The following is a 19962-nucleotide window of genomic DNA, read 5'->3' on the forward strand; positions in this document are numbered from 1 at the left end:
GAAGCCTGTCATCGGGCCGCGCGTTGCGCGGCCCCGTTGGCTCGCATTGACGAGCCGAGCGGAAGCCTGCCCTACCCGGCCTCGTCCGTCACCATGCGCGCGACCACGCGGTCGCGGCGGATGAAGTGGTGCCAGAGGGCTGCGATCAGATGGACCGCAATCAAGGCCAGCAGCACATAGGCAAAGAAAATGTGGCGGTCCTCAAAGGCATCCGCCGCCGCCTTGTCCGGAGAGGTGAATTGCGGCACGTGAAACAGGCCGAAGAAGTCCGAATAATTGGTCGCACGCGCGCCCGAATGGGCCCACCCCAGCATCGCGACCAGGATGACGACGAGATAGAGCGCGCCATGGCTGACATGGGCCGCGACCTTCTGCCAGCGCGAGGTCTCGGCCGGCAGCGCCGGCGTCGGGTTGAGGGCGCGCCAGACCAGGCGCAGCGCCGTGAGCAGCAGGATCACATAGCCGATGTCGGCATGGATCGAGCGGTAGAAGAACTTGTCGGCGCGCGCCGGGATGTGGTTCATCCACCAGCCGAAGCCGATCATGCCGATGATCGCCAGCGCCAGGCCCCAGTGAAACCACCGGGCGACGCTGCCCCAGCTGGTCGTCGTGTTTCTGATCATGTCGGCTCCCGAAAATTTGCGGATGTCCCAACCGCAGCGCAGCACGGCTGCTGATAGCGGGAACAGGCGGCAATCACGAAATTGAATCGTTCCAAACTGGCCGTCGGGCACCTCGGCCGCAAAACCGCCCCAAAAACCGAATGGTAACCATGGCGGGCTAGGGTAACGACGTGACCAATTCCCCGACGATCCTGGTATTCGATTCCGGCCTTGGCGGGCTCACGGTCCTCCGTGAGGTCGTCGCCGCGCGACCGGATGCGCATTATACCTACGTCGCCGACGACGCCTTCTTCCCCTATGGTCACCACAGCGAGGACGAGATCATCGCCCGCGTGGTGCCGCTGATGGGGGAGCTGATCGGCACCCATGATCCTGATCTCATCGTAATCGCCTGCAATACGGCGTCCACCCTGGTCCTATCGCACTTGCGTGCCGCTTATTCCGTGCCCTTTGTCGGCACGGTGCCGGCGATCAAGCCGGCCTGCGCCCGCTCGAAGACCCGCCGCGTCTCGGTGCTCGGCACCAAGGGCACGGTGAAGCGCGAATACACCAAGGCGTTGATCCGCGATTTCGCACTGGGATGCGAGGTGACGCTGGTCGGTTCGCCCGAATTGGCCTCGCTTGCGGAGCGTGAGCTCAGTGGCCACCCCATCAGCGACGGCGACATCCTCGCCGAGCTCGTCCCCTGCTTCGTCGGCGATGCCGCGGACGCAGGTGCGCGCACCGACACTGTGGTGCTCGCCTGCACGCATTATCCGCTGCTGCTCGATCGGATGAAAAAGCTCGCGCCCTGGCCGGTGGAGTGGATCGATCCAGCGCCGGCGATCGCCCGCCGCGTTTCGGATCTGCTCGGTCCGCCCACCTGCGGCATCGCGCAGTCCAGCGCCGAGATGATCTTTACGTCGAACCGCGTGCATGGCCTCAGCGCCACGCTGACCCCGTTCTTCGGCGGGCGCGCAGTCGCCTGACTTTTCGCAGACACGGCGCGCTGCTAGGCTTCGCCGTCGTCATCAGCGCACAGGTCATCCCATGCCGGTCCCCGCAACGCCGCTCAATCGCCTCCGCCAGATGTGGAGCGAGGGGCGCCCCGCCTTCGGCGCGATTGCGACGATCCCGAGCGTGCAGATGGTGCAGATCATGGCGCGCTCGCTCGACTGGATCATCGTCGATCTCGAGCACGGGCCGATCGGGCTCACCGAAGCGCATGCGATGATCGCGGCGACAACAGGCACTCCGTGCACGCCCCTGGTGCGGATCGCGGCGAACGAGCCGTGGCTTGCGAAAGCGCCGATGGACATCGGCGCCTTCGGCATCAATTTCCCGATGATCACCAATCGCGACGAGGCCGAGAAAGCGGTGCGCAGCGTGCGCTATCCGCCGCGCGGCGATCGGCTCTGGGGTCCCTTCCATGCTCCATTCCGCTGGGGCCAGTCGATGCCTGACTACATGGCGTCAGCCGACGACGAGATGATCTGCATGATCACCATCGAGCATGTCGATGCCGTCAACCGCATCGACGAGATCATGGCAACGCCGGGCATCGACGTCGCGGTCATCGGTCCCGGCGATCTCGCCACCTCCATCAACAAGCGCGGCCAGATGGACGATCCGGAATTGCGCGAGCTGATCGCGCGCGCCGAGGCCGGCATCCTCAGAAGCGGCGTGCCGATCGGCGGCGTGGCACGCAGCGCCGACCAGGCCAACGCCCTGATCGATCGCGGCTACCGCGCGATCGCGCTCGGCTTCGACTGGTCGCTGTTCCAGCGCGGCATCATGGCGGCGTTCGACGGGATCAAACGCTGAGCTGTGGCCCCAGCTCTTGAGGCTTGCCGCGAACGGCAGTGCTGCTAGGGTCGGCGGCCTTTCGCCGTCCCCCACGTCAGCCCGCTGGAACCGACATAACGATGCGCGGTCAACCCAAGAACATTTCGCTGCCGCGCCGCCTGATTATCGACCTCATGCGCGCGTCGATGGACGTGCCGTTCGTTTCACAGTCCCGCTCGCTCAATATCGGCCCCCTGCTGGAGGCTCGCGCTGGTGCGGCAGCGCCCGCCGGCTGGGCGGCGATGTTCGCCAAGGCCTTTGCGCTGGTGGCGAGGGACGAGCCGATCCTGCGCACCGTCTACGCCAAATGGCCCTGGCCGTCGTTCTACGAGCTCCCCAATAGCGTGGCGTCGGTGGCCATCGCCCGGGTCGAGAACGGCGAGGAATGCGTGATGCCGCAGCGAATCGCGGCCCCCGAGGCTATGGCGCTGTCCGCGATCGATGCCGAAATCCGGCGCGCCAAGAACGCCCCGATCGACGACGTCCCGATGTTCCGCAAGATCATGCGGGTCACCCGGTTACCGCTGCCGCTGCGGCGGCTGTCCTGGGCCGTAGGGCTGAATTTCGGCCGGCAGCGCGGCAATTGGTTCGGCAGCTTCGCGGTCAGCTCTGTGGCCGCCTATGGCGGCGGCGAGATCCATCCCATTACCCCTGGCCCGTTCATCCTCACTTATGGGGGGGTCGAGCCCGACCAGACCGTCCGTGTCGTGATCCGTTGGGACCACCGGGTCACGGATGGCGCCCCCATCGCACGGGTCCTGACCCTGATAGAACAGGTCCTGAACACTGAAATTGCTGCCGAATTGCGCGCGGCCGGCCCTAGGCCGATCCGGGCTGTCGGGACGTGATCCGGGCCTATTCGCATTGACAGCGAACCCCAAACTCCCCTAAAAGCCCACTGCTCGCGGGCCGATTTCGGCCCGCGAAGCGTTTCGCGACCCGTGGTCCACTCCCTTAAGCTTTGGGGATCGGACCTGTCAGTGCCGGGCTAGCCCGTCACCCAGGAGGGCGCGTTTCCTCAAACCATGCAACCGAAGAGGACGCGATGACTAAGCGCAGTGAGGCGAAGTACAAACTCGATCGCCGTATGGGCCAGAACATCTGGGGCCGCCCGAAGAGCCCCGTGAACCGCCGCGAATACGGCCCCGGCCAGCACGGCCAGCGCCGCAAGGGCAAGCTCTCGGACTTCGGCGTGCAGCTGCGCGCCAAGCAGAAGCTGAAGGGCTACTACGCCAACATCAGCGAGCGTCAGTTCCACGGCATCTATGTCGAGGCCAGCCGCCTCAAGGGTGACACCGGCGAGAACCTGATCGGCTTGCTCGAGCGTCGTCTCGACGCGGTCGTGTACCGCGCCAAGTTCGTCTCGACGATCTTCGCCGCCCGCCAGTTCATCAACCACGGCCACATCAAGGTGAACGGCCGCAAGGTCAACATCTCGAGCTACCAGATCAAGGTCGGCGACGTGATCGAGGTGAAGGAAGCCTCCAAGCAGCTCGCCCACGTTCTCGAAGCAAGCCAGCTCCCCGAGCGCGACACCCCCGACTATCTCGAAGTCGACCACGGCAAGATGACCGCCAAGTACGTGCGCATCCCCGGCCTCTCCGACGTGCCGTTCCCGGTGCAGATGGAGCCCCATCTGGTCGTCGAATTCTATTCGCGCTAAGATCTGAATATCGAAAGGCCCCGGTTCGCCGGGGCCTTTTTGCTTAAGAGCCACATTTCAGTGGCCGCACAGCCTATAGGAGCCGTCGCATGCTCTACACCCCTCCCCCTGTTGATCCCAAGGCGCCGCCGGTGCGCATCAACCTGCTCTCGGACACGCAGACCAAGCCAACGGCTGCGATGCGCGAGGCGATGGCGCGGGCCGAGGTTGGTGACGAGCAGGTCGGTGACGATCCGACCGTGAATGCGCTGTGCGAGCGCGTGGCCGATCTGATGGGCAAGGAGGCCGCGGTCTACATGCCCTCCGGCACGATGTGCAACGTCACGGCGACGCTGGTGCATTGCCGGCCCGGAGACGAGATCCTCGCGCACGAGACCGCGCACATCATCGCCCGCGAAGGCGGTGCGCATGCCGCGATCGGCGGTTTCCAGGTCACGCAGCTCAAGGGGCCCGACGGCCAGTTCACCCCTGAGACGTTCCGCAAGGCGCTGCACCCGCGCACGCGCTACCAGCCGACGCAGACCGTCGTCAGCGTCGAGCAGACCGCCAATATCGGCGGCGGCACGATCTGGAAGCAGTCCGCGCTCGACGAGATCGTCGCGATCGCCAGGCAACATGGACTTGTCACCCATATGGACGGTGCGCGCCTGCTCAACGCCACCGTGGCGAGCGGCGTCTCCCCGCGCGACATGACCGCCGGCTGGGATTCGGCCTGGATCGATTTCTCCAAGGGTCTGGGCGCTCCGATCGGCGGCGTGCTCGCAGGCACGCGTGCCTTCATCGACGCGGTGTGGCAATGGAAGCAGCGCCTCGGCGGCTCGATGCGGCAGGCCGGAATCTGCGCGGCCGCCTGCATCTACGCGCTCGATCATCATGTCGAGCGCCTTGCCGACGACCACGCCAATGCGCGGGCGCTCGCGCGCGGCCTGTCACAGATCGCAGGCATCGAGGTACAGGAGCCCGAGACCAACCTGGTGTTCTTCAAGCCTGAAGGTGCCGGCGTTGCCGGCGACAAGATGGTCGCGGCACTGCGCCAGCGCGGCGTGACGCTCGCGATGATGGACGGCCGCATCCGCGCCTGCACCCATCTCGACGTCAATGCCAGCCAGGTCGAGGAAGCGATCGGCTATGTCAGAGAGATCGTGCGCGGGGCGTAATCACCGGCCCATTGCCTGATAGATCAGCGTCTTCAGATCGAGCTGAATCCGACCGCGCTGCGACGGGGTCTGCACCATGAAGATCCCGAACAGATCGTCTTCGGGATCGATGAAGAAGAAGGTGCCGCCGACGCCGTCCCAGCGATATTCGCCAAGCGGCCAGGACGTGCCTGATGGCACCGACGTACGCACGGCAAAGCCGAGGCCGTAGCCGCTGGTCTCGCCTGGATAAAAGTTCTTGTCGCGCTCGACATGGGTTTCGGGGCCGACGTGATCCGACGCCATCAATGCGACGGTTTCCGGCTTCAAATAGCGTCGCCCGTCGAGGGTGCCGCCATTGAGCAGCATCTGTGAGAAGCGCGCGTAGTCGCCGATGGTACCGACGAGGCCGCCACCGCCCGACTCCCACCGCAACGGGCTTTTGATATCGCGGATCTGTGCCATCGGGCTGAGCGCGCGATCCGTCGGCATCGGCTCCGCGATGCGCGGCCACTTGGCGGGGTCGGCGACGTAGAAAGCGGTGTCCTTCATCCCGAGCGGGTCAAGCAGCCGCTCCTTGGCGAACTCGAACAGCGATTTACCCGATATCACCTCGATGATGCGACCGAGCACGTCGAAGGAGAGGCCGTAATCCCAGATCGTGCCGGGCTGTTCGGCGAGCGGCAGCGTTGTGATCTTCGCGACCAGCTCCGCATTGGTCAAAGCCTTGTTGTCGAACAGACCAGCGTCGGCATAGAGCTTGTTCACCAGGTCCCCGTCATAATAGCCGTAGGGGATTCCGGCGGTATGGCGCATCAAATCCTCTATCGTGACCGGACGTTTGAGCGGCTCCAGTTCCAGCGAGACCTTGTTGTCTTCGGCTTTCCTCTCGACGCCGACCTTCATGCCGGCAAAGGCCGGAATGTACTTCGAGACTGGATCGTTGATCGCGAGCTTGCCCTCCTCCACCAGCATCATCGCCAGGACGGAGGTGACCGGCTTCGACATCGAATAGAGCCGGAAGATCGTGTCCGCGCTCATCGAAATTTCGGTCGCGACGTCGCGGACGCCGAAATTCTCGTGATAGACCGGCTTGCCGTGCTGCTGCAGCAAGAGGATCGCGCCCGGAATCTTGCCGGTCGCGATCTCGTTCCTGATGTAATCGGAGACTTTGGCGAGGCCCTCGGGCGTGAACCTGTGTGCGCGGCCCTCGGAACCCGCCTGCGCACCGGCGACGCCGAACAAGAGAACGAGCGCCGCGATCAGCGCGCGGCGCCCGCGCATGTCAGTTTTCCATGGCTTCATAGACCAGTTGCTTCAATGTCCGTTGGATGCGCTGGCGCTCTGTCGGGGTCTGTTCCAGCAGCACGAAGAACATGTCCTGCTTGCGGTCGATCACGAAATAGCAGCCGGAGGCGCCGTCCCACTTCAATTCCCCGAGATCGCCGGGCGGCGGCGGCTTTGCGTTGCCGGGATCGGTACGGACGGCAAGGCCAAGGCCGAAGCCGAAGCCGTCGCCAGGGAAATAGAAATAGTCGCGATCGACGCCGGAGCCCGGGCCGATCTGATCGGTCGTCAGCTGCTTGAATGTCTCGGGCTTGAGGATGGTCTTGCCGTCGAGGCTGCCGCCGTTGAGCAGCATCTGCGCAAAGCGTTCATAGTCGGCCATGGTCGTCACCATGCCGCCGCTGGCGAACTGGATCTTCTTGGCGACCGTCGGATCGTTGATGCGGCCGACCCGGAAATCGCTGTCGTTCGGCACCGGCTGCGCCAGCAGTTTCTGCTTTTCGGGGTCGGTGACGAGGAAGCCGGTGTCGACCATGCCGAGCGGCCCGAGCAGCAGGTCCTGCTCGATATCGAGCAGCGGTTTACCGGCGGAGACTTCCATCACGCGCGCCAGAATGTCGGTGGAATGACCGTATTGCCACAGCGCGCCCGGCTGATTGTGCAGCGGCAGTTTGGCGATGCGCTCGGCGAACTCGGCGAGGTCGAAATCGCCGTCATAGATCTTGGCGGCGCGATAGGCCTTGCGGACCAGACTGTCGCCGTAGAAACCATAAGTGACGCCCGATGTGTGCGTCATCAGATCCTTCACCGTCATCGGCCGGTTCGGCGGCACCAGCTCCAGCGATTTGGTGCCGTCATCGGCCTTCTTCTCGACGCCGACCTTCACATTGGCGAAGGACGGGATGTATTTGGAGACGGGATCGTCGAGCTTGAACTTGCCGTCCTCGATCATCTTCATCGCGACCACCGAGGTGATCGCCTTGCTCATCGAGAACAGCCGGAAGATCGTCTTGTCGGTGATCGGCGCCTTGCTGACCACGTCCTGCACGCCGAAAGCCTCGTGATAGACCGGCTTGCCGTGCTGCTTGATCAGCACGGTCGCACCGGCAATCTTGCCGGTCGCGACCTCGTTCTTGAAGAACTCGCTCACCTTGGCGAGCTTGTCCGGATTGAAATGCGCGCCGGCCGGAATCTCGTAGGTGCCCTCAGCGCGCGCAAGCGACACCGTACCGAGCGACACAAGCGCACCGCAGACCAGCGCACGTAGTCCAAAACGTAAAATCATATCCCCTCCCCGGAACATGGCTGGCCGGAGTGTACTGACCACGTCATCAGGCACAAGGGCTGCCGTAACGTGCCAAAACGTCCGTGTGGAGGACCGCGCTTGCCTCCGAGAAACAGCAGAATATGACGCGAGTGACCGAGGGGGCCGTCGGCAGGGTGTCGATCGTCGCGTGGACCGCAATCTTCGCGGCCCGGTCGGCAGGAAAGCGATACACGCCGGTGGAGATTGCGGAGAATGCCAGCGAGGTCAGCCCATTGGCCTGCGAGATCTCGAGCGCCCGGCGATAACAGGAATTGAGCGCCTCGGCCTCCCCGCGGTCCCCGCCATACCAGACGGGGCCGACCGCGTGGATCACATGCCGTGCCGGCAGGCGATAGCCCTTCGTGATCTTGGCATCACCGGTCCGACATCCACCGAGCATCCGGCATTCAGCCAGCAGCTCAGGCCCCGCCGCCCGATGGATCGCACCATCGACGCCGCCCCCGCCAAGGAGCGACGTGTTGGCCGCGTTGACGATGGCGTCAACGCTCAGCGTGGTGATGTCGGCAACGATGACATCGAGCTGGACGTCGCCGATCCGGCGCGTCAGCACCGTCACGGATCAGGCCGCGACGACGACGCCCTTCTCGGAGAAGAGCTGCTGCAGTTCGCCGGCCTGGAACATCTCACGGACGATGTCGCAGCCGCCAACGAACTCGCCCTTCACGTAGAGCTGGGGGATGGTCGGCCAGTTCGAGAATTCCTTGATGCCGTTGCGCAGTTCGGCGGATTCCAGAACGTTAAGGCCCTTATAGCCGACGCCGATATGGTCGAGGATCTGGACGACCTGGCCGGAGAAACCGCACTGCGGAAATTGCGGCGTACCCTTCATGAACAGAACCACGTCGTTCGACTTCACTTCGTTGTCGATGAATTCCGCGATGCTCATATCCGTGTCCTTCTGGGGCGGAGCCCGTAACAATATCTTCGGGCCGGCTCAGCCGATCTAACCCGATACCTGCCTATATATGTAGCCCAAACCGTTGTGCATCCAAAGTAAAATGGCGGCGAACAGCCCCGGGACATCAGGCTACGGCGGCCCCGCCGTCATTACATGATGGCACGAATATCATCACTTGGGAGGACTTTCATACCGTAACGGAGCCCCTATCTAGGACGAACCCAGGTTTTGGAACCTGATATCGCCAACAACGTTCTCTTGTCCTGTCTGGAGAAAAACGTGACGAAACAAGCCTCCGCTACGGCCGCCCCGCCGCTTTCGTCACAATCGGCCACTCCGGATGGCCTCGCACAGGGGCTGGAGACCGCATTTCTCGCCGTCCGCAACGAGACCGAACGTCGGGCCGCACCACTCTCGCCCGAGGACCAGCAGATCCAGTCCATGCCGGATGCGAGCCCGGCGAAATGGCACCGGGCCCACACCACCTGGTTCTGGGAGCAATTTCTGCTCGGCGAACATGCCCCTGGCTACCGGCCCTTCCACTCCGATTTCGCTTTCCTGTTCAATTCCTATTACGTCAGCGCCGGCCCCCGTCATGCCCGCAATCATCGCGGCGACATCACCCGGCCCAGCGCCAACGACGTCGGCGCCTACCGTCGCCATGTCGATGCGGCGGTCACCAAATTCTTCCGCGAGGCTGGCGAGGACAAGCTGCGCGAGGTGGCGCCACTGGTCGAGGTCGGGCTCAATCACGAGCAGCAGCATCAGGAATTGATGTACACCGACATCCTGCACGCCTTCGCGCAGAACCCGGTCTATCCGGCTTACGACAAGGACTGGCGCTTTCCGGCCGCGACACGCACTGGCGACGACTGGCTGATGCTCAACGAAGGCATCCACACTGTCGGCCATGCCGATGACACCTTTCATTTCGACAACGAGAAGCCCGCGCACCGCGCGCTCGTCGGCCCCGTCAAGGTCGCGCGCAATCTCGTCAGCAATGGCGAATGGCTCGCCTTCATGCGCGACGGCGGCTACGCAAAGGCAACGCTGTGGCTGATGGACGGCTTCGCCGCGGCCTCCAAGGAAGATTGGCAGGCCCCGGGCCATTGGCGCGAGGTCGATGGCGGATGGCAGGTGATGACGCTTGCCGGCCTCAAGCCGGTCGATCCGGACGCGCCTGTCTGTCACATCAGCTATTACGAAGCCGACGCGTTCGCGCGCTGGGCGGGAAAACATCTGCCCACCGAGATGGAATGGGAGGTCGCGGCACGCGCCGGTCAACTCAACGACGCCTTCGGCATCGTCTGGCAGTGGACGCGTTCTTCATATTCGCCCTACCCCGGCTACCGTGCCGTCGAAGGCGCGCTCGGCGAGTACAACGGCAAGTTCATGGTCAACCAGCTGGTGCTGCGCGGCTCGTCGCTGGCAACGCCGGATGGTCACAGCCGCGTCACTTATCGCAACTTCTTCTATCCGCACCACCGTTGGCAGTTCACGGGACTGCGGCTCGCCGACTACGTCTAGAGCATGATCCGGAAAAGTGTGTAGCGCTTTTCCGAAAAGATCATGCTCCAACAAAGACCTGAAGCGCGACCTCGTCGCGCTTCAGATTCTCATCCGACGACAACCGCGCGCCGGACAGCGCGTTCAGGAGAGTATCATGAATGTGCACGCCAGCGCTTTGGCCGAAGCTCATCTCCCCGACGAGCAGACGACCGCGTTCGCTCGTGAGGCCATCGAGGACCTCTCGCAGCAGCCGAAGAAACTGTCGCCGAAATATTTCTATGATGCGACCGGGTCGGAGCTGTTCGAGGCGATTACGCGCCTGCCTGAATACTATCCGACGCGCACCGAGCTTGCGATCCTCAGGGAGCGCGGCAGCGAGATCGCAAAGATCATTCCCGAAAATGCGGCGCTGGTCGAGTTCGGCGCCGGTGCGACCACGAAGGTCCGCCTGCTGCTCAACCAGTCGAAATTCGCGGCCTACGTCCCCGTCGATATCTCCGGCGATTTCCTGCAGGCGCAGGCCAACGGGCTGAAGAGGGATTTCCCTTCGCTCGGCATCTATCCGGTCGCGGCCGATTTCACCACACCGTTCGAACTCCCCAAGGCAGTCGCGTCGATGCCCAAGGTCGGGTTCTTCCCCGGATCGACCATCGGCAATTTCGAACCGCACGAGGCACAGGCGTTCCTGAAGAGCGCGCGCAAGATCCTGGGCAAGGGCGCGCAGATGATCATCGGCGCCGACCTTGAGAAAGAGGAGCGCGTGCTCCACGCCGCCTATAACGATGCGGCCGGCGTCACTGCGCGCTTCAACCTCAATGTGCTGGTCCGGATCAACCGGGAGCTCGGCGGCAATTTCGACCTCTCCGCCTTCACCCATGGCGCGATCTACAATCACGACCGACACCGCATCGAGATGCATCTGATCAGCCGGAAGAGCCAGACCGTGCGGCTGCTCGGGACCAGCTTCTCGTTCCGGCCGGGCGAGAGCATCCACACCGAGAACAGCTACAAATACAGCCTCGAGCGTTTTGCTGCGCTGGCGCAAGGCGCCGGCTGGCGGGTGCGCGAGAGCTGGACGGATGCGGCCAGGATGTTCTCGGTGCATGCGCTGGAGGCGGCGGAGTAATAGCTCCGACGCATCAACGTTCCTCGGTCTCTTCCGGCTTCGATCCGAGCGACACCGATTCCCACACGGCGACGACGATCATGATCACGCTCGTCGCGACCGACAGCCATAAGGGCGAGAGATCGGCGGCGAACCAACAGAGCGCCAGCAGCAGAATGATGCCGACGCCGTGGGAGAGCTGGAGGAAACCGCGAATCGAGTGCTTGAACAGGATCGTGCCGACCAGAAACACCAGCGGACCACCGATGGTGCTGATGATGGTGCGGACGTCGGAATGTCCGGTCGGATGCTTCAGCACAAGCTCGTCCGAGACCGCAGTCAGGATGATGCCGGCGACGATCGGCATGTGCAGATAAGTGTAGGCGAGCCGCGCCAGCCGCCCGGATTCGGCTGATTGCGAGATCCGCTCGGAGCCGGCCTCGGCACCCTTGTGGAAATAGACCCACCACATCGCAATGCTGCCCACCAGCGCCGCAACGAAGGCCAGGATGTTGTCCGCGGTCCAGTCCAGCTCGGCGAAGGTCGCACCGTTGACGACGACGGCTTCACCGAGCGCGATGATGATGAAACCCGCACAGCGCTCGGCCATGTGGCCGCCCTCGACGGCCCAGGCTTCGACCGACGAGAAACCCAGCTTCGGCACCCAGAAGCGCACCGCGGGTGAGACGTATTCGATCGTGAGCGCAACGATCCAGAACCACAGCCGCTCCTCGCCATGGGCGAGGCCGCCGAGGATCCAGAACACGGCCGAGCCGCAGAGCCAGATCAGGATGCGGATCGCGTTGTGCCGCACGGCGGTGCGATGGCGTGGGGTCGCAAACAGCCAGAATGCGGTGCGTCCGACCTGCATCGTTGCGTAAGCGATCGCAAACCAGAGGCCACGGCCGTCGAACGCGGCCGGGATCGTCGTCGATAGCACGAGGCCGCCGAGCATCATCAGGAAGATCAGGATGCGGACCGGCGTCAGCTCGGGGTTGAGCCAGTTGGTGACCCAGGCGGTGTAGACCCACACCCACCATACCGCCAAAAACAGCAGCGTGACCTCGACCGCGCCGAGTGGCGTGAAGTGGTGCAGCAGCGTGTGCGAGATCTGGGTGACGGCGAAGACGAAGACGAGGTCGAAGAACAGCTCGGCGTTAGTGACGCGGCTGGGCTGGTTCGGCACGATCACGCGAAACATCGCGCCGCGCGGATTGTCCGCAGCCATCATCGCCCCCGTCGCGCGATCAGGTCAATCAGGTGCCGGGTACGCCGGTTTGCAGCGCCAGCGCATGCAACACGCCGCCCATCTGGCCCTGCAGGGACCGATAGACGATCTGGTGCTGCTGGACGCGGGACTTGCCGCGGAAGGATTCCGAGATCACGGTCGCGGCATAGTGGTCGCCATCACCGGCGAGGTCACGGATGGTCACCTCGGCATCGGGGATCGCTGCCTTGATCATCGCCTCGATATCGTGGGCGTCCATGGGCATTCGGGTCTTGCTCCTGTGTCGGCTTACAGCCTCGGCGTCGAATCGCTTGCCGGGGTCCCCTCGCCGGCGGGCCAAACTTAGCGTGAACGGCCTTCTACGTCACGCTTTCAGGCACTATATCCCTGATCCCATCAGGATAAAGGCACGACAAAGTGCCACGCGCGGCAGATTGATCGAAAAGGCGTGAATTCATGAAGCTTCCAGGCCCCGACCACCCCATCACCATCACCCAGAACCCCCGGCGCATCCGCGTGACGGCAGGTGATATCGTGATTGCCGAGAGCACCAGGGCTCTATCGCTGAAAGAGGCCAAATATCCGGCGGTGCAATATCTGCCGCGGGAGGATGCCAATATGGCGCTGCTGGAGCGCACCGAGCGCACGACCCACTGCCCCTACAAAGGCGACGCCAGCTATTACAGCATCAAGGCCGACGGCAGGACGCTCGACAACGCCATCTGGACCTACGAGACGCCCTTCCCCGCGATGACCGAGATCGCTGGTCACCTCGCATTCTATCCTGACAAGGTGAAGATCGAGGAAGTGGGGTAGGCTCTGCTGTGCGCCACCGTCATGGTCGGGCTTGTCCCGGCCATCTACGTTCTTGGCTAATCGCGGATGCGCAAAAAATGCGAATGCCCGGGACAAGCCCGGGCATGACTGCTGAGAATGCCGACGCAGCCTTGCTACGCCCTGAAGATCGTGAGCCCGAGGATCAGCAGTATCAGGAAGATCACGACGAAGATGTAGAACAGGAAGCGGGCGATGTCGGCGGAAGCGGCCGAGATGCCGGTGAAGCCAAGCACGCCAGCCACGATCGAGACCAGCAGGAAGATCAGCGCCCATTTCAAGATCGTCATCGCCAGCTCCCCAGCATTGGCCGCCGCGATCGGCGGTCTCAGATGTTTCGGAAACCCTAACCGCATTGCCCGGAACTGGTTCCTAAGCGCACGACGAAAGGTTGTCTTGGCACAGACTACCCTTGCTGAATTGAGTTCCCGGCGGCACAGTCCGGGCGAGACAGAAACGCGACCGGGGCGACCATGACAACGATGTCACATTCTGCGACGATGGGCGCAGAGACGCATGCCGAGCCGAAGGCCAAGACGCGCAATTTGTCGCTGGACCGCGCCCGCACCTTCCTGACGCTGGTGGTGCTGTTGCATCACGCCGTCATCCCCTACACCTATTTCGGTCACACCGATCCGAAGTCCTTCTTCGGCTTCGACATGGTCGTGCTCGCCACCGACAGCTTCTTCATGGCGATGTTCTTCTTCCTGTCGGGCTTGTTTGCGTGGTCGGGAATTGCACGCAAAGGGCCGGCGAGCTATTTGGCAGACCGCGTCCGGCGGCTCGGCATCCCGTTCGTGATCTGCGCATTCACGGTCATACCGCTCGCGTATTACGCCATCTCGCTGCGGCTCAATCCCGAGATCGGATTTTCACAGTTCTGGTGGACCACGATCACGAAAGGCCCGTGGCCATCAGGCCCGATCTGGTTCCTCTGGGTCTTGTTCGCGTTCGACTTGATCGCATGCCTCCTGTACCGGCTGTCGCCCAACCTGCTCGACCCGATCAACCGCCTCTCGCTGCACGGGCGGCGCCGACCCGCGGAGTTCTTCGCGGTCATGCTGGCCGTGAGCGCTGCATTCTATGTGCCCGGGCTGATGTATTTCGGACCGAGCAACTGGTTCGAGTTCGGCCCGTTTTCGGTCCAGCACGGGCGCGTGATGCTGTATGCGACCTACTTCTTCTTCGGCGCTGGCATCGGCGTCGCAAACATGGATCGCGGATTGCTCTCGGCTGAGGGCAGAATGGCGAAGGTGAGCTGGGAGTGGCTGGTCCTGGCAATCGTTCCGTATTGCCTGCTTTGGGGGCTGATCTTCATCAAGCGAGAGATCCTGGGGAATCCGTCGCCGCTGCCGAACTGGTATGAAGGAATCTACGCTGTCTTCGTGACCATCTTCAGCGTGGCCATCATGTTCCTGATCCTGGCCTTCTTCCAGCGGTTCAGGCAATCAGGCTCAGCCAAGCTGCTCGATCCGATGCAGTCCGCCGCCTTCGGCATGTTCCTGGTGCACTATCCGATCACGTTGTGGCTGCAATACTGGCTATTCGACTACAATTTGCCTGCCATCGCGAAGGCTTTCACCGTGTTCGTGCTGACGGTGATTTTCAGCTGGGCCGTGACCGCTGCCTTGCGGACGATTCCCGGCGCGACGCGGATATTGTAGGACACGTCCTCTCCAAGCGTCATTGCGAGCGTAGCGAAGCAATCCAGACTGTCTCCGCAAACGGATTCTGGATTGCTTCGCTACGCTCGCAATGACGGAGAAACCGCCTTACGCCGCCTTCCCGCCCATGTAGTCCGGCAGCCAGCGCTCGTGAGAAGTCCGCAGGCTCTCGATCGTGACAGGCACCTCGCCTGCGATCGCGATGGCGTCGCCACCGGTGGTGCCGATCCGCACGCAGGGCACCTCGCAGCCGCGCATCTTGGCGAGCACGCGGCCGGCTTCCGTTTCCGGCACGGTGACGAGATAGCGCGCCTGATCCTCGCCGAACCAATAGGCCTGCGAGACCAGCGAGGTAGGCGCCGCCAGCAGCTTTGCGCCGATGCCGCTCGCCATCGCCATTTCGGCGAGCGCGACCAGCAGGCCACCATCGGAGAGGTCATGCACGGCGGTCGCGGTGCCCGCATGGATCATGCCGCGCACGCAATCACCGTTGCGCTTTTCGGCGGCGAGATCGACCGGCGGCGGCGCGCCCTCCTCGCGACCGCAGATGTCGCGCAGGTAGACGGACTGGCCAAGCCAGCCATGGGTCTCACCGACCAGGAGGATCGCTTCGCCCTCGGCCTTGAAGGCGAGCGAGGCTGATTTGGTGAAATCGTCGAGCAGACCGACGCCGCCAATCGACGGTGTCGGCAGGATCGCGCGGCCGTTGGTCTCGTTGTAGAGCGAGACGTTGCCTGACACGACCGGGAAGTCGAGCGTGCGGCAGGCTTCCGAAATGCCCTTCAGGCAGCCGACGAACTGGCCCATGATTTCGGGCCGCTCGGGGTTGCCGAAGTTGAGATTGTCGGTGATTGCGAGCGGCTTGCCGCCAACGGCGGTGATGTTGCGCCAGGCTTCCGCGACCGCTTGCATGCCGCCCTGATACGGATCGGCCTCGCAATAGCGCGGCGTGACGTCGACGGTCAGCGCGAGGCCCTTCGGTCCGTCCTGCACGCGGACGACGGCGGCATCGCCACCGGGACGCTGCATGGTGTTGCCGAGAATGACGTGGTCGTACTGCTCCCAGACCCAGCGCTTGCTGCACATGTCGGGCGTCCCGATCACCTTCTCCAGCGCCGCACCGAGCGCCATCGGCGCCGGTACCTCGCGCGCGTGCACGATCGGCAGCGCAGCGGACGGGACATGCGGACGGTCATAGAGCGGCGCCTCGTCACCGAGCTCCTTGATCGGCAGATCGGCCATGACGTCGCCGCCATGCTTGACCACGAAGCGCTTGCTCGGCGTCGTGTAGCCGACGACGGCGAAGTCGAGGCCCCACTTCCTGAAGATCGCCTCGGCTTCCTTTTCCTTCTCGGGCTTGAGCACCATGAGCATGCGCTCCTGGCTTTCCGAGAGCATCATCTCGTAGGCGCTCATGCCGATCTCGCGGGTCGGCACCGCATCGAGATCGAGGTCCACGCCGAGATCGCCCTTTGCGCCCATCTCGACCGCCGAGCAGGTGAGCCCCGCCGCGCCCATGTCCTGGATCGCGATGACGCAATCGGCTTCCATGATCTCGAGGCAGGCCTCGAGCAGCAGCTTCTCGGCAAAGGGATCGCCGACCTGCACGGTTGGGCGCTTCTCCTCGGACTTGTCGTCGAACTCGGCCGACGCCATCGAGGCACCGTGGATGCCGTCGCGGCCGGTCTTTGAGCCGAGATAGACGATCGGCATGTTCACGCCGGAGGCCGCCGCATAGAAAATCTTGTCGGCATCGGCGAGACCGACGGCCATCGCGTTGACGAGGATGTTGCCGTCATAGCGGGTGTGGAAGCGCACCTGGCCGCCGACGGTCGGCACGCCGAACGAATTGCCATAGCCGCCGACGCCGGCAACCACGCCGGAGACGAGATGCCGTGTCCTGGCATGCTCGGGCGCACCGAAGCTCAGCGCATTGAGGCAGGCGATCGGGCGCGCGCCCATCGTGAAGACGTCGCGCAGAATGCCGCCGACGCCGGTGGTCGCGCCCTGATAGGGCTCGATGTAGCTCGGGTGGTTGTGGCTCTCCATCTTGAAGACCACGGCCTGGCCGTCGCCGATGTCGATCACGCCGGCATTCTCGCCCGGGCCCTGGATCACCCAGGGCGCCTTGGTCGGCAGGCCCTTGAGATGGATGCGCGAGGATTTGTACGAGCAGTGCTCGTTCCACATCGCCGAGAAGATGCCGAGCTCGGTGAAAGTCGGCTCCCGTCCGATCAGCTTCAGGATGCGCTCGTATTCGTCGGGCTTGAGCCCGTGGGCGGCAACCAGTTCGGGGGTGATCTTGGGTTCGTTCTTCATGGCTTCAGGGGCTTTCGGCGGCGGTTTGGCCGTTCTTAGGAACATCGGGGGCGTACGAAAAGCCCTTTATGGCGCATTTTCCCGCTGTCCCACGTTTTGCAAGCGGGGTCGGCGGGAACGGGAATTGCAAGGCGCTGACGGATCGGATTTAAGGGCTAAAGACCCGTAATTGAAGGCCCATTTCCTTGCACGAATTGACCAAAGTCCCCTCCACCCGTCGTCCGGACCTGCATGTCGCCACCGAGGGCGAGTTCACGGGCTGGCGGACCTGGATTCGCGACAGTTTTGAGAGCCATATCGGCCCGTTCTGGCACAAGATCGAGGGTGACGGCAGCGTCCACTCGGCGTTCCGGGTCGAGAAAAAGCACCTCAACGGCTCCGGGAACGTCCATGGCGGCTGCTTCATGGCGTTTGCCGACTATTGCCTGTTCGCGATCGCGACCCACGAGCTGGACGGCCCGGCCGTGACAACCAATTTTGCCTGCGATTTCCTCGACGCGGCCCGCGAGGGCGAACTGGTCGAATGCACCGGCGAAGTCTCGCGGGCCGGCGGCTCGCTGATCTTCCTGCGCGGCAAGCTGACCTCGGCCGGCCGGCCGCTGTTCACGTTCTCGGGCACGATCAAGCGGGTCAAGCGGAAGCCGGCACTGCCGGCAAACGCATAGCTCGACGCCTTCCCTTTTCGCGCCCCCTCGCCCAGACTTGCGGAAAGCGCGTTGGCGCGGGGGAGCAGAAACAAGGTGCCGCAGACCACGACAGGCCGCATAGCGGACGCAGCGTCGTCGTCACCACCATCCATCACCGTCAAAGGCGCGCGCAACTGGCGTGATTACGCGTTGCTGTTCGCACTCGCCTGCTGCTGGAGCTCGACCTACCCGCTGGCGAAGCTGGCGCTTCCCACGATCCCGCCGATCACTTTCATCTCGGTGCGCTCACTGATCGCGGCCGCCTTCCTGTTCGCGATCCTGTGGATGCGCGGCGTCAGGGTCCCGACCGACATGAAGGCGTGGAAGCTGTTTGCGACACAGCAGCTCATCAACTCGACGGTTCCGTTCCTGGTCATCACCTGGTCACAGCAATATGTGCCGGCATCGAACACCGTGGTGCTCGCGTCGACGACGCCGATCTTCGCTTTCCTGATCACCTCGCTGATCACCCGGCACGAGCCAGCGACGCTGATGAAGCTCGCAGGCGCGATCCTCGGTCTCGCCGGCACGATCGCCATCATCGGGCTCGATGCGTTGCGCGGCTTTGGCAGCGAGATCGTGGCGGAGATCGCGATCCTGCTCGCGACCATCTCTTTCGCCTGCGCAACGATCTTCGGCCTGAGGCTCTCCGATTACGACCCGATGGTGGTGGCGGCCGGCTCGCTCCTGTTCGGCGGCCTCCTGCTGCTGCCGCCGTCGCTGATCATCGACCAGCCCTGGACCCTGCATCCAACGCCATCAGCGATCATCGCCACTGTCGTCATGGGGATCGTCTCCAGCGCGCTCGGCCTGATGTTGTTCTACATGTGCCTCAGCCGGCTCGGCACGCTGACGACGAACGCGCAGGGATATCTGCGCATCCCGATCGGCGTCGCGCTGTCGGTGCTGCTGCTCGGCGAAAGCGTACCGTCGAACCTGGCGCTGGGCCTGCTGCTGGTGATGGCCGGCGTCGCGGCGATGACGGTGCCGGCGGAACGGCTGAAGCGCGCGCGTTAGATCGCCGCGAGCGCACGCTTCATCACGAGCAGGATTACGCAGCCTTTTCGAGGTGCGCAGTCAGCCCTGCGAACAGGCCGCGGCCGTCGGTGCAGCCCATGATGTCTTCGACGTGATTTTCCGGATGCGGCATCATGCCGAGCACGTTGCCCTTGTCGTTGACGAGGCCGGCAATCGAATGCGCCGCGCCGTTGATGTTGTGGCTTTCGTCAACCGCCCCGTCAGCGGAGCAATAGCGATAGAGCACCCGCCCCTCGCCTTCGATGCGCTTGATGGTCTCTTCGTCCGCCTCGTAATTACCCTCGCCATGCGCGACCGGCACGCGGATCACCTGGCCGGCATTGTAGCCGCGGGTGAACGGCGTGTCGGAGCGCTCGACGCGCAGATGCACGTCCTTGCAGATGAACTTCAGCCGCGCGTTGCGCATCAGCACGCCAGGCAGCAGGCCCGACTCGCAGAGGATCTGGAAACCGTTGCAGACGCCGAGCACGAGACCGCCCTTGGCCGCATAGTCGCGCACCGCATCCATGACGGGCGCCCGCGCCGCGATCGCACCACAGCGCAGATAATCGCCGTAGGAGAACCCGCCGGGCACGACAACGAGGTCGGTGCCCGCGGGCAATGACGGTTCGGCGTGCCACACCATCGCAGGCTCGTGGCCCGAGATCAGTTTCAACGCCCGCGCCATGTCGCGCTCGCGATTGATTCCGGGAAAGACGAGGATGGCGGCTTTCATGCTTCGGGTTCCCAGAGTAGCTGGAATCGGGTTGGCCCCGCGGGCCAATTCACGAGGAGACATAGCCATTTGACGGGGATTTTACCAGTGCTAGCCTTGCCGGACG

General features: G+C 63.7%; 21 protein-coding genes. 11 read left to right on the forward strand and 10 right to left on the reverse strand.

Annotated features, from left to right (window positions below; translation table 11 throughout):
• Positions 1-71 precede the first annotated feature (71 nt).
• Positions 72-623 (reverse strand): cytochrome b, encoded by a 552-nt coding sequence (locus JQ631_RS27775; protein ID WP_212332249.1) that lies wholly within the window; start codon positions 621-623, stop codon positions 72-74.
• Between the two features lie 170 nt (positions 624-793).
• Here JQ631_RS27775 and murI point away from each other — a divergent pair, with 170 nt between their 5' ends.
• From murI to JQ631_RS27800, 5 genes are all read left to right on the forward strand, one after another.
• Positions 794-1591 (forward strand): glutamate racemase, encoded by a 798-nt coding sequence (gene murI / locus JQ631_RS27780; protein ID WP_212332251.1) that lies wholly within the window; start codon positions 794-796, stop codon positions 1589-1591.
• 61 nt (positions 1592-1652) lie between these two features.
• The gene (locus JQ631_RS27785; protein WP_212332259.1) at positions 1653-2426 is read left to right on the forward strand and encodes an HpcH/HpaI aldolase family protein; all 774 of its coding nucleotides are present in this window, start codon (positions 1653-1655) and stop codon (positions 2424-2426) included.
• 101 nt (positions 2427-2527) lie between these two features.
• Positions 2528-3295, forward strand: coding sequence for an acyltransferase (locus tag JQ631_RS27790; RefSeq protein WP_212332261.1), 768 nt, complete (start codon positions 2528-2530; stop codon positions 3293-3295).
• A gap of 197 nt (positions 3296-3492) precedes the next feature.
• Positions 3493-4110 (forward strand): 30S ribosomal protein S4, encoded by a 618-nt coding sequence (gene rpsD, locus JQ631_RS27795; protein WP_092228027.1) that lies wholly within the window; start codon positions 3493-3495, stop codon positions 4108-4110.
• Between the two features lie 89 nt (positions 4111-4199).
• A complete protein-coding gene (locus tag JQ631_RS27800) occupies positions 4200-5267 on the forward strand; it encodes a threonine aldolase family protein (protein WP_212332263.1) in 1068 nt (355 codons plus the stop codon).
• On the opposite strand, the gene JQ631_RS27805 is transcribed toward JQ631_RS27800, so the two are convergent.
• The 4 genes from JQ631_RS27805 to grxD are packed head-to-tail and all read right to left on the reverse strand — an operon-like array spanning position 5268 to position 8746.
• The gene (locus JQ631_RS27805; RefSeq protein ID WP_212332265.1) at positions 5268-6530 is read right to left on the reverse strand and encodes a serine hydrolase domain-containing protein; all 1263 of its coding nucleotides are present in this window, start codon (positions 6528-6530) and stop codon (positions 5268-5270) included. It abuts the gene before it with no gap.
• 1 nt (position 6531) lies between these two features.
• Positions 6532-7818, reverse strand: a complete 1287-nt coding sequence (locus JQ631_RS27810) for a serine hydrolase domain-containing protein (protein ID WP_212332267.1) — start codon at positions 7816-7818, stop codon at positions 6532-6534.
• 46 nt (positions 7819-7864) lie between these two features.
• Positions 7865-8416 (reverse strand): O-acetyl-ADP-ribose deacetylase, encoded by a 552-nt coding sequence (locus tag JQ631_RS27815; RefSeq protein WP_212332269.1) that lies wholly within the window; start codon positions 8414-8416, stop codon positions 7865-7867.
• 3 nt (positions 8417-8419) lie between these two features.
• The gene (grxD, locus tag JQ631_RS27820; protein WP_212023620.1) at positions 8420-8746 is read right to left on the reverse strand and encodes a Grx4 family monothiol glutaredoxin; all 327 of its coding nucleotides are present in this window, start codon (positions 8744-8746) and stop codon (positions 8420-8422) included.
• Between the two features lie 240 nt (positions 8747-8986).
• Here grxD and egtB point away from each other — a divergent pair, with 240 nt between their 5' ends.
• Both egtB and egtD read left to right on the forward strand, forming a co-directional pair.
• Positions 8987-10285, forward strand: coding sequence for an ergothioneine biosynthesis protein EgtB (egtB, locus tag JQ631_RS27825; protein WP_212332271.1), 1299 nt, complete (start codon positions 8987-8989; stop codon positions 10283-10285).
• A 136-nt stretch (positions 10286-10421) separates the two neighbouring features.
• Positions 10422-11393 carry an L-histidine N(alpha)-methyltransferase gene (gene egtD, locus JQ631_RS27830; protein ID WP_212332273.1) on the forward strand — a complete coding sequence of 324 codons (972 nt, stop codon included), beginning with the start codon at positions 10422-10424 and terminating at the stop codon, positions 11391-11393.
• A gap of 13 nt (positions 11394-11406) precedes the next feature.
• On the opposite strand, the gene JQ631_RS27835 is transcribed toward egtD, so the two are convergent.
• Positions 11407-12600, reverse strand: coding sequence for a low temperature requirement protein A (locus JQ631_RS27835; RefSeq protein ID WP_212332422.1), 1194 nt, complete (start codon positions 12598-12600; stop codon positions 11407-11409).
• 28 nt (positions 12601-12628) lie between these two features.
• Positions 12629-12865, reverse strand: a complete 237-nt coding sequence (locus tag JQ631_RS27840) for a BolA family protein (protein WP_015685068.1) — start codon at positions 12863-12865, stop codon at positions 12629-12631.
• Positions 12866-13056: 191 nt separating this feature from the next.
• Between JQ631_RS27840 and JQ631_RS27845 the strand changes: the two genes are divergently transcribed.
• Positions 13057-13416, forward strand: coding sequence for a DUF427 domain-containing protein (locus JQ631_RS27845; RefSeq protein WP_212332275.1), 360 nt, complete (start codon positions 13057-13059; stop codon positions 13414-13416).
• A 134-nt stretch (positions 13417-13550) separates the two neighbouring features.
• Here JQ631_RS27845 and JQ631_RS27850 read toward each other — a convergent pair whose 3' ends face one another.
• On the reverse strand, positions 13551-13724 hold the full coding sequence (locus JQ631_RS27850; RefSeq protein WP_212332277.1) for a DUF1328 domain-containing protein: 174 nt from the start codon (positions 13722-13724) through the stop codon (positions 13551-13553).
• Positions 13725-13907: 183 nt separating this feature from the next.
• On the opposite strand from JQ631_RS27850, the gene JQ631_RS27855 reads away from it, so the two are divergent.
• Positions 13908-15098: an acyltransferase family protein gene (locus tag JQ631_RS27855; RefSeq protein ID WP_212332279.1), complete on the forward strand. Its 1191-nt coding sequence runs from the start codon at positions 13908-13910 to the stop codon at positions 15096-15098.
• Between the two features lie 108 nt (positions 15099-15206).
• Here JQ631_RS27855 and purL read toward each other — a convergent pair whose 3' ends face one another.
• Positions 15207-17417 (reverse strand): phosphoribosylformylglycinamidine synthase subunit PurL, encoded by a 2211-nt coding sequence (gene purL / locus JQ631_RS27860; protein WP_212332281.1) that lies wholly within the window; start codon positions 17415-17417, stop codon positions 15207-15209.
• A 185-nt stretch (positions 17418-17602) separates the two neighbouring features.
• Between purL and JQ631_RS27865 the strand changes: the two genes are divergently transcribed.
• Positions 17603-18082: a PaaI family thioesterase gene (locus JQ631_RS27865; protein ID WP_212332283.1), complete on the forward strand. Its 480-nt coding sequence runs from the start codon at positions 17603-17605 to the stop codon at positions 18080-18082.
• 75 nt (positions 18083-18157) lie between these two features.
• Positions 18158-19120 (forward strand): DMT family transporter, encoded by a 963-nt coding sequence (locus JQ631_RS27870; RefSeq protein ID WP_212332292.1) that lies wholly within the window; start codon positions 18158-18160, stop codon positions 19118-19120.
• 34 nt (positions 19121-19154) lie between these two features.
• On the opposite strand, the gene purQ is transcribed toward JQ631_RS27870, so the two are convergent.
• A complete protein-coding gene (gene purQ / locus JQ631_RS27875; protein ID WP_212332294.1) occupies positions 19155-19856 on the reverse strand; it encodes a phosphoribosylformylglycinamidine synthase subunit PurQ in 702 nt (233 codons plus the stop codon).
• Positions 19857-19962: the final 106 nt, after the last annotated feature.

The organism is Bradyrhizobium manausense (genome assembly GCF_018131105.1).
Taxonomy (GTDB): Bacteria; Pseudomonadota; Alphaproteobacteria; order Rhizobiales; family Xanthobacteraceae; genus Bradyrhizobium; species Bradyrhizobium manausense_B.

What these genes read in the sequence shown, in the direction of transcription:
- JQ631_RS27775 (WP_212332249.1), bottom strand. Translation starts at nt 623, where the DNA reads ATGATCAGAAACACGACGACCAGCTGGGGCAGCGTCGCCCGGTGGTTT.
- JQ631_RS27785 (WP_212332259.1), top strand. Translation starts at nt 1,653, where the DNA reads ATGCCGGTCCCCGCAACGCCGCTCAATCGCCTCCGCCAGATGTGGAGC.
- JQ631_RS27790 (WP_212332261.1), top strand. Translation starts at nt 2,528, where the DNA reads ATGCGCGGTCAACCCAAGAACATTTCGCTGCCGCGCCGCCTGATTATC.
- rpsD (WP_092228027.1), top strand. Translation starts at nt 3,493, where the DNA reads ATGACTAAGCGCAGTGAGGCGAAGTACAAACTCGATCGCCGTATGGGC.
- JQ631_RS27800 (WP_212332263.1), top strand. Translation starts at nt 4,200, where the DNA reads ATGCTCTACACCCCTCCCCCTGTTGATCCCAAGGCGCCGCCGGTGCGC.
- JQ631_RS27805 (WP_212332265.1), bottom strand. Translation starts at nt 6,530, where the DNA reads ATGCGCGGGCGCCGCGCGCTGATCGCGGCGCTCGTTCTCTTGTTCGGC.
- JQ631_RS27810 (WP_212332267.1), bottom strand. Translation starts at nt 7,818, where the DNA reads ATGATTTTACGTTTTGGACTACGTGCGCTGGTCTGCGGTGCGCTTGTG.
- grxD (WP_212023620.1), bottom strand. Translation starts at nt 8,746, where the DNA reads ATGAGCATCGCGGAATTCATCGACAACGAAGTGAAGTCGAACGACGTG.
- egtD (WP_212332273.1), top strand. Translation starts at nt 10,422, where the DNA reads ATGAATGTGCACGCCAGCGCTTTGGCCGAAGCTCATCTCCCCGACGAG.
- JQ631_RS27835 (WP_212332422.1), bottom strand. Translation starts at nt 12,600, where the DNA reads ATGGCTGCGGACAATCCGCGCGGCGCGATGTTTCGCGTGATCGTGCCG.
- JQ631_RS27840 (WP_015685068.1), bottom strand. Translation starts at nt 12,865, where the DNA reads ATGCCCATGGACGCCCACGATATCGAGGCGATGATCAAGGCAGCGATC.
- JQ631_RS27845 (WP_212332275.1), top strand. Translation starts at nt 13,057, where the DNA reads ATGAAGCTTCCAGGCCCCGACCACCCCATCACCATCACCCAGAACCCC.
- JQ631_RS27850 (WP_212332277.1), bottom strand. Translation starts at nt 13,724, where the DNA reads ATGACGATCTTGAAATGGGCGCTGATCTTCCTGCTGGTCTCGATCGTG.
- JQ631_RS27855 (WP_212332279.1), top strand. Translation starts at nt 13,908, where the DNA reads ATGACAACGATGTCACATTCTGCGACGATGGGCGCAGAGACGCATGCC.
- purL (WP_212332281.1), bottom strand. Translation starts at nt 17,417, where the DNA reads ATGAAGAACGAACCCAAGATCACCCCCGAACTGGTTGCCGCCCACGGG.
- purQ (WP_212332294.1), bottom strand. Translation starts at nt 19,856, where the DNA reads ATGAAAGCCGCCATCCTCGTCTTTCCCGGAATCAATCGCGAGCGCGAC.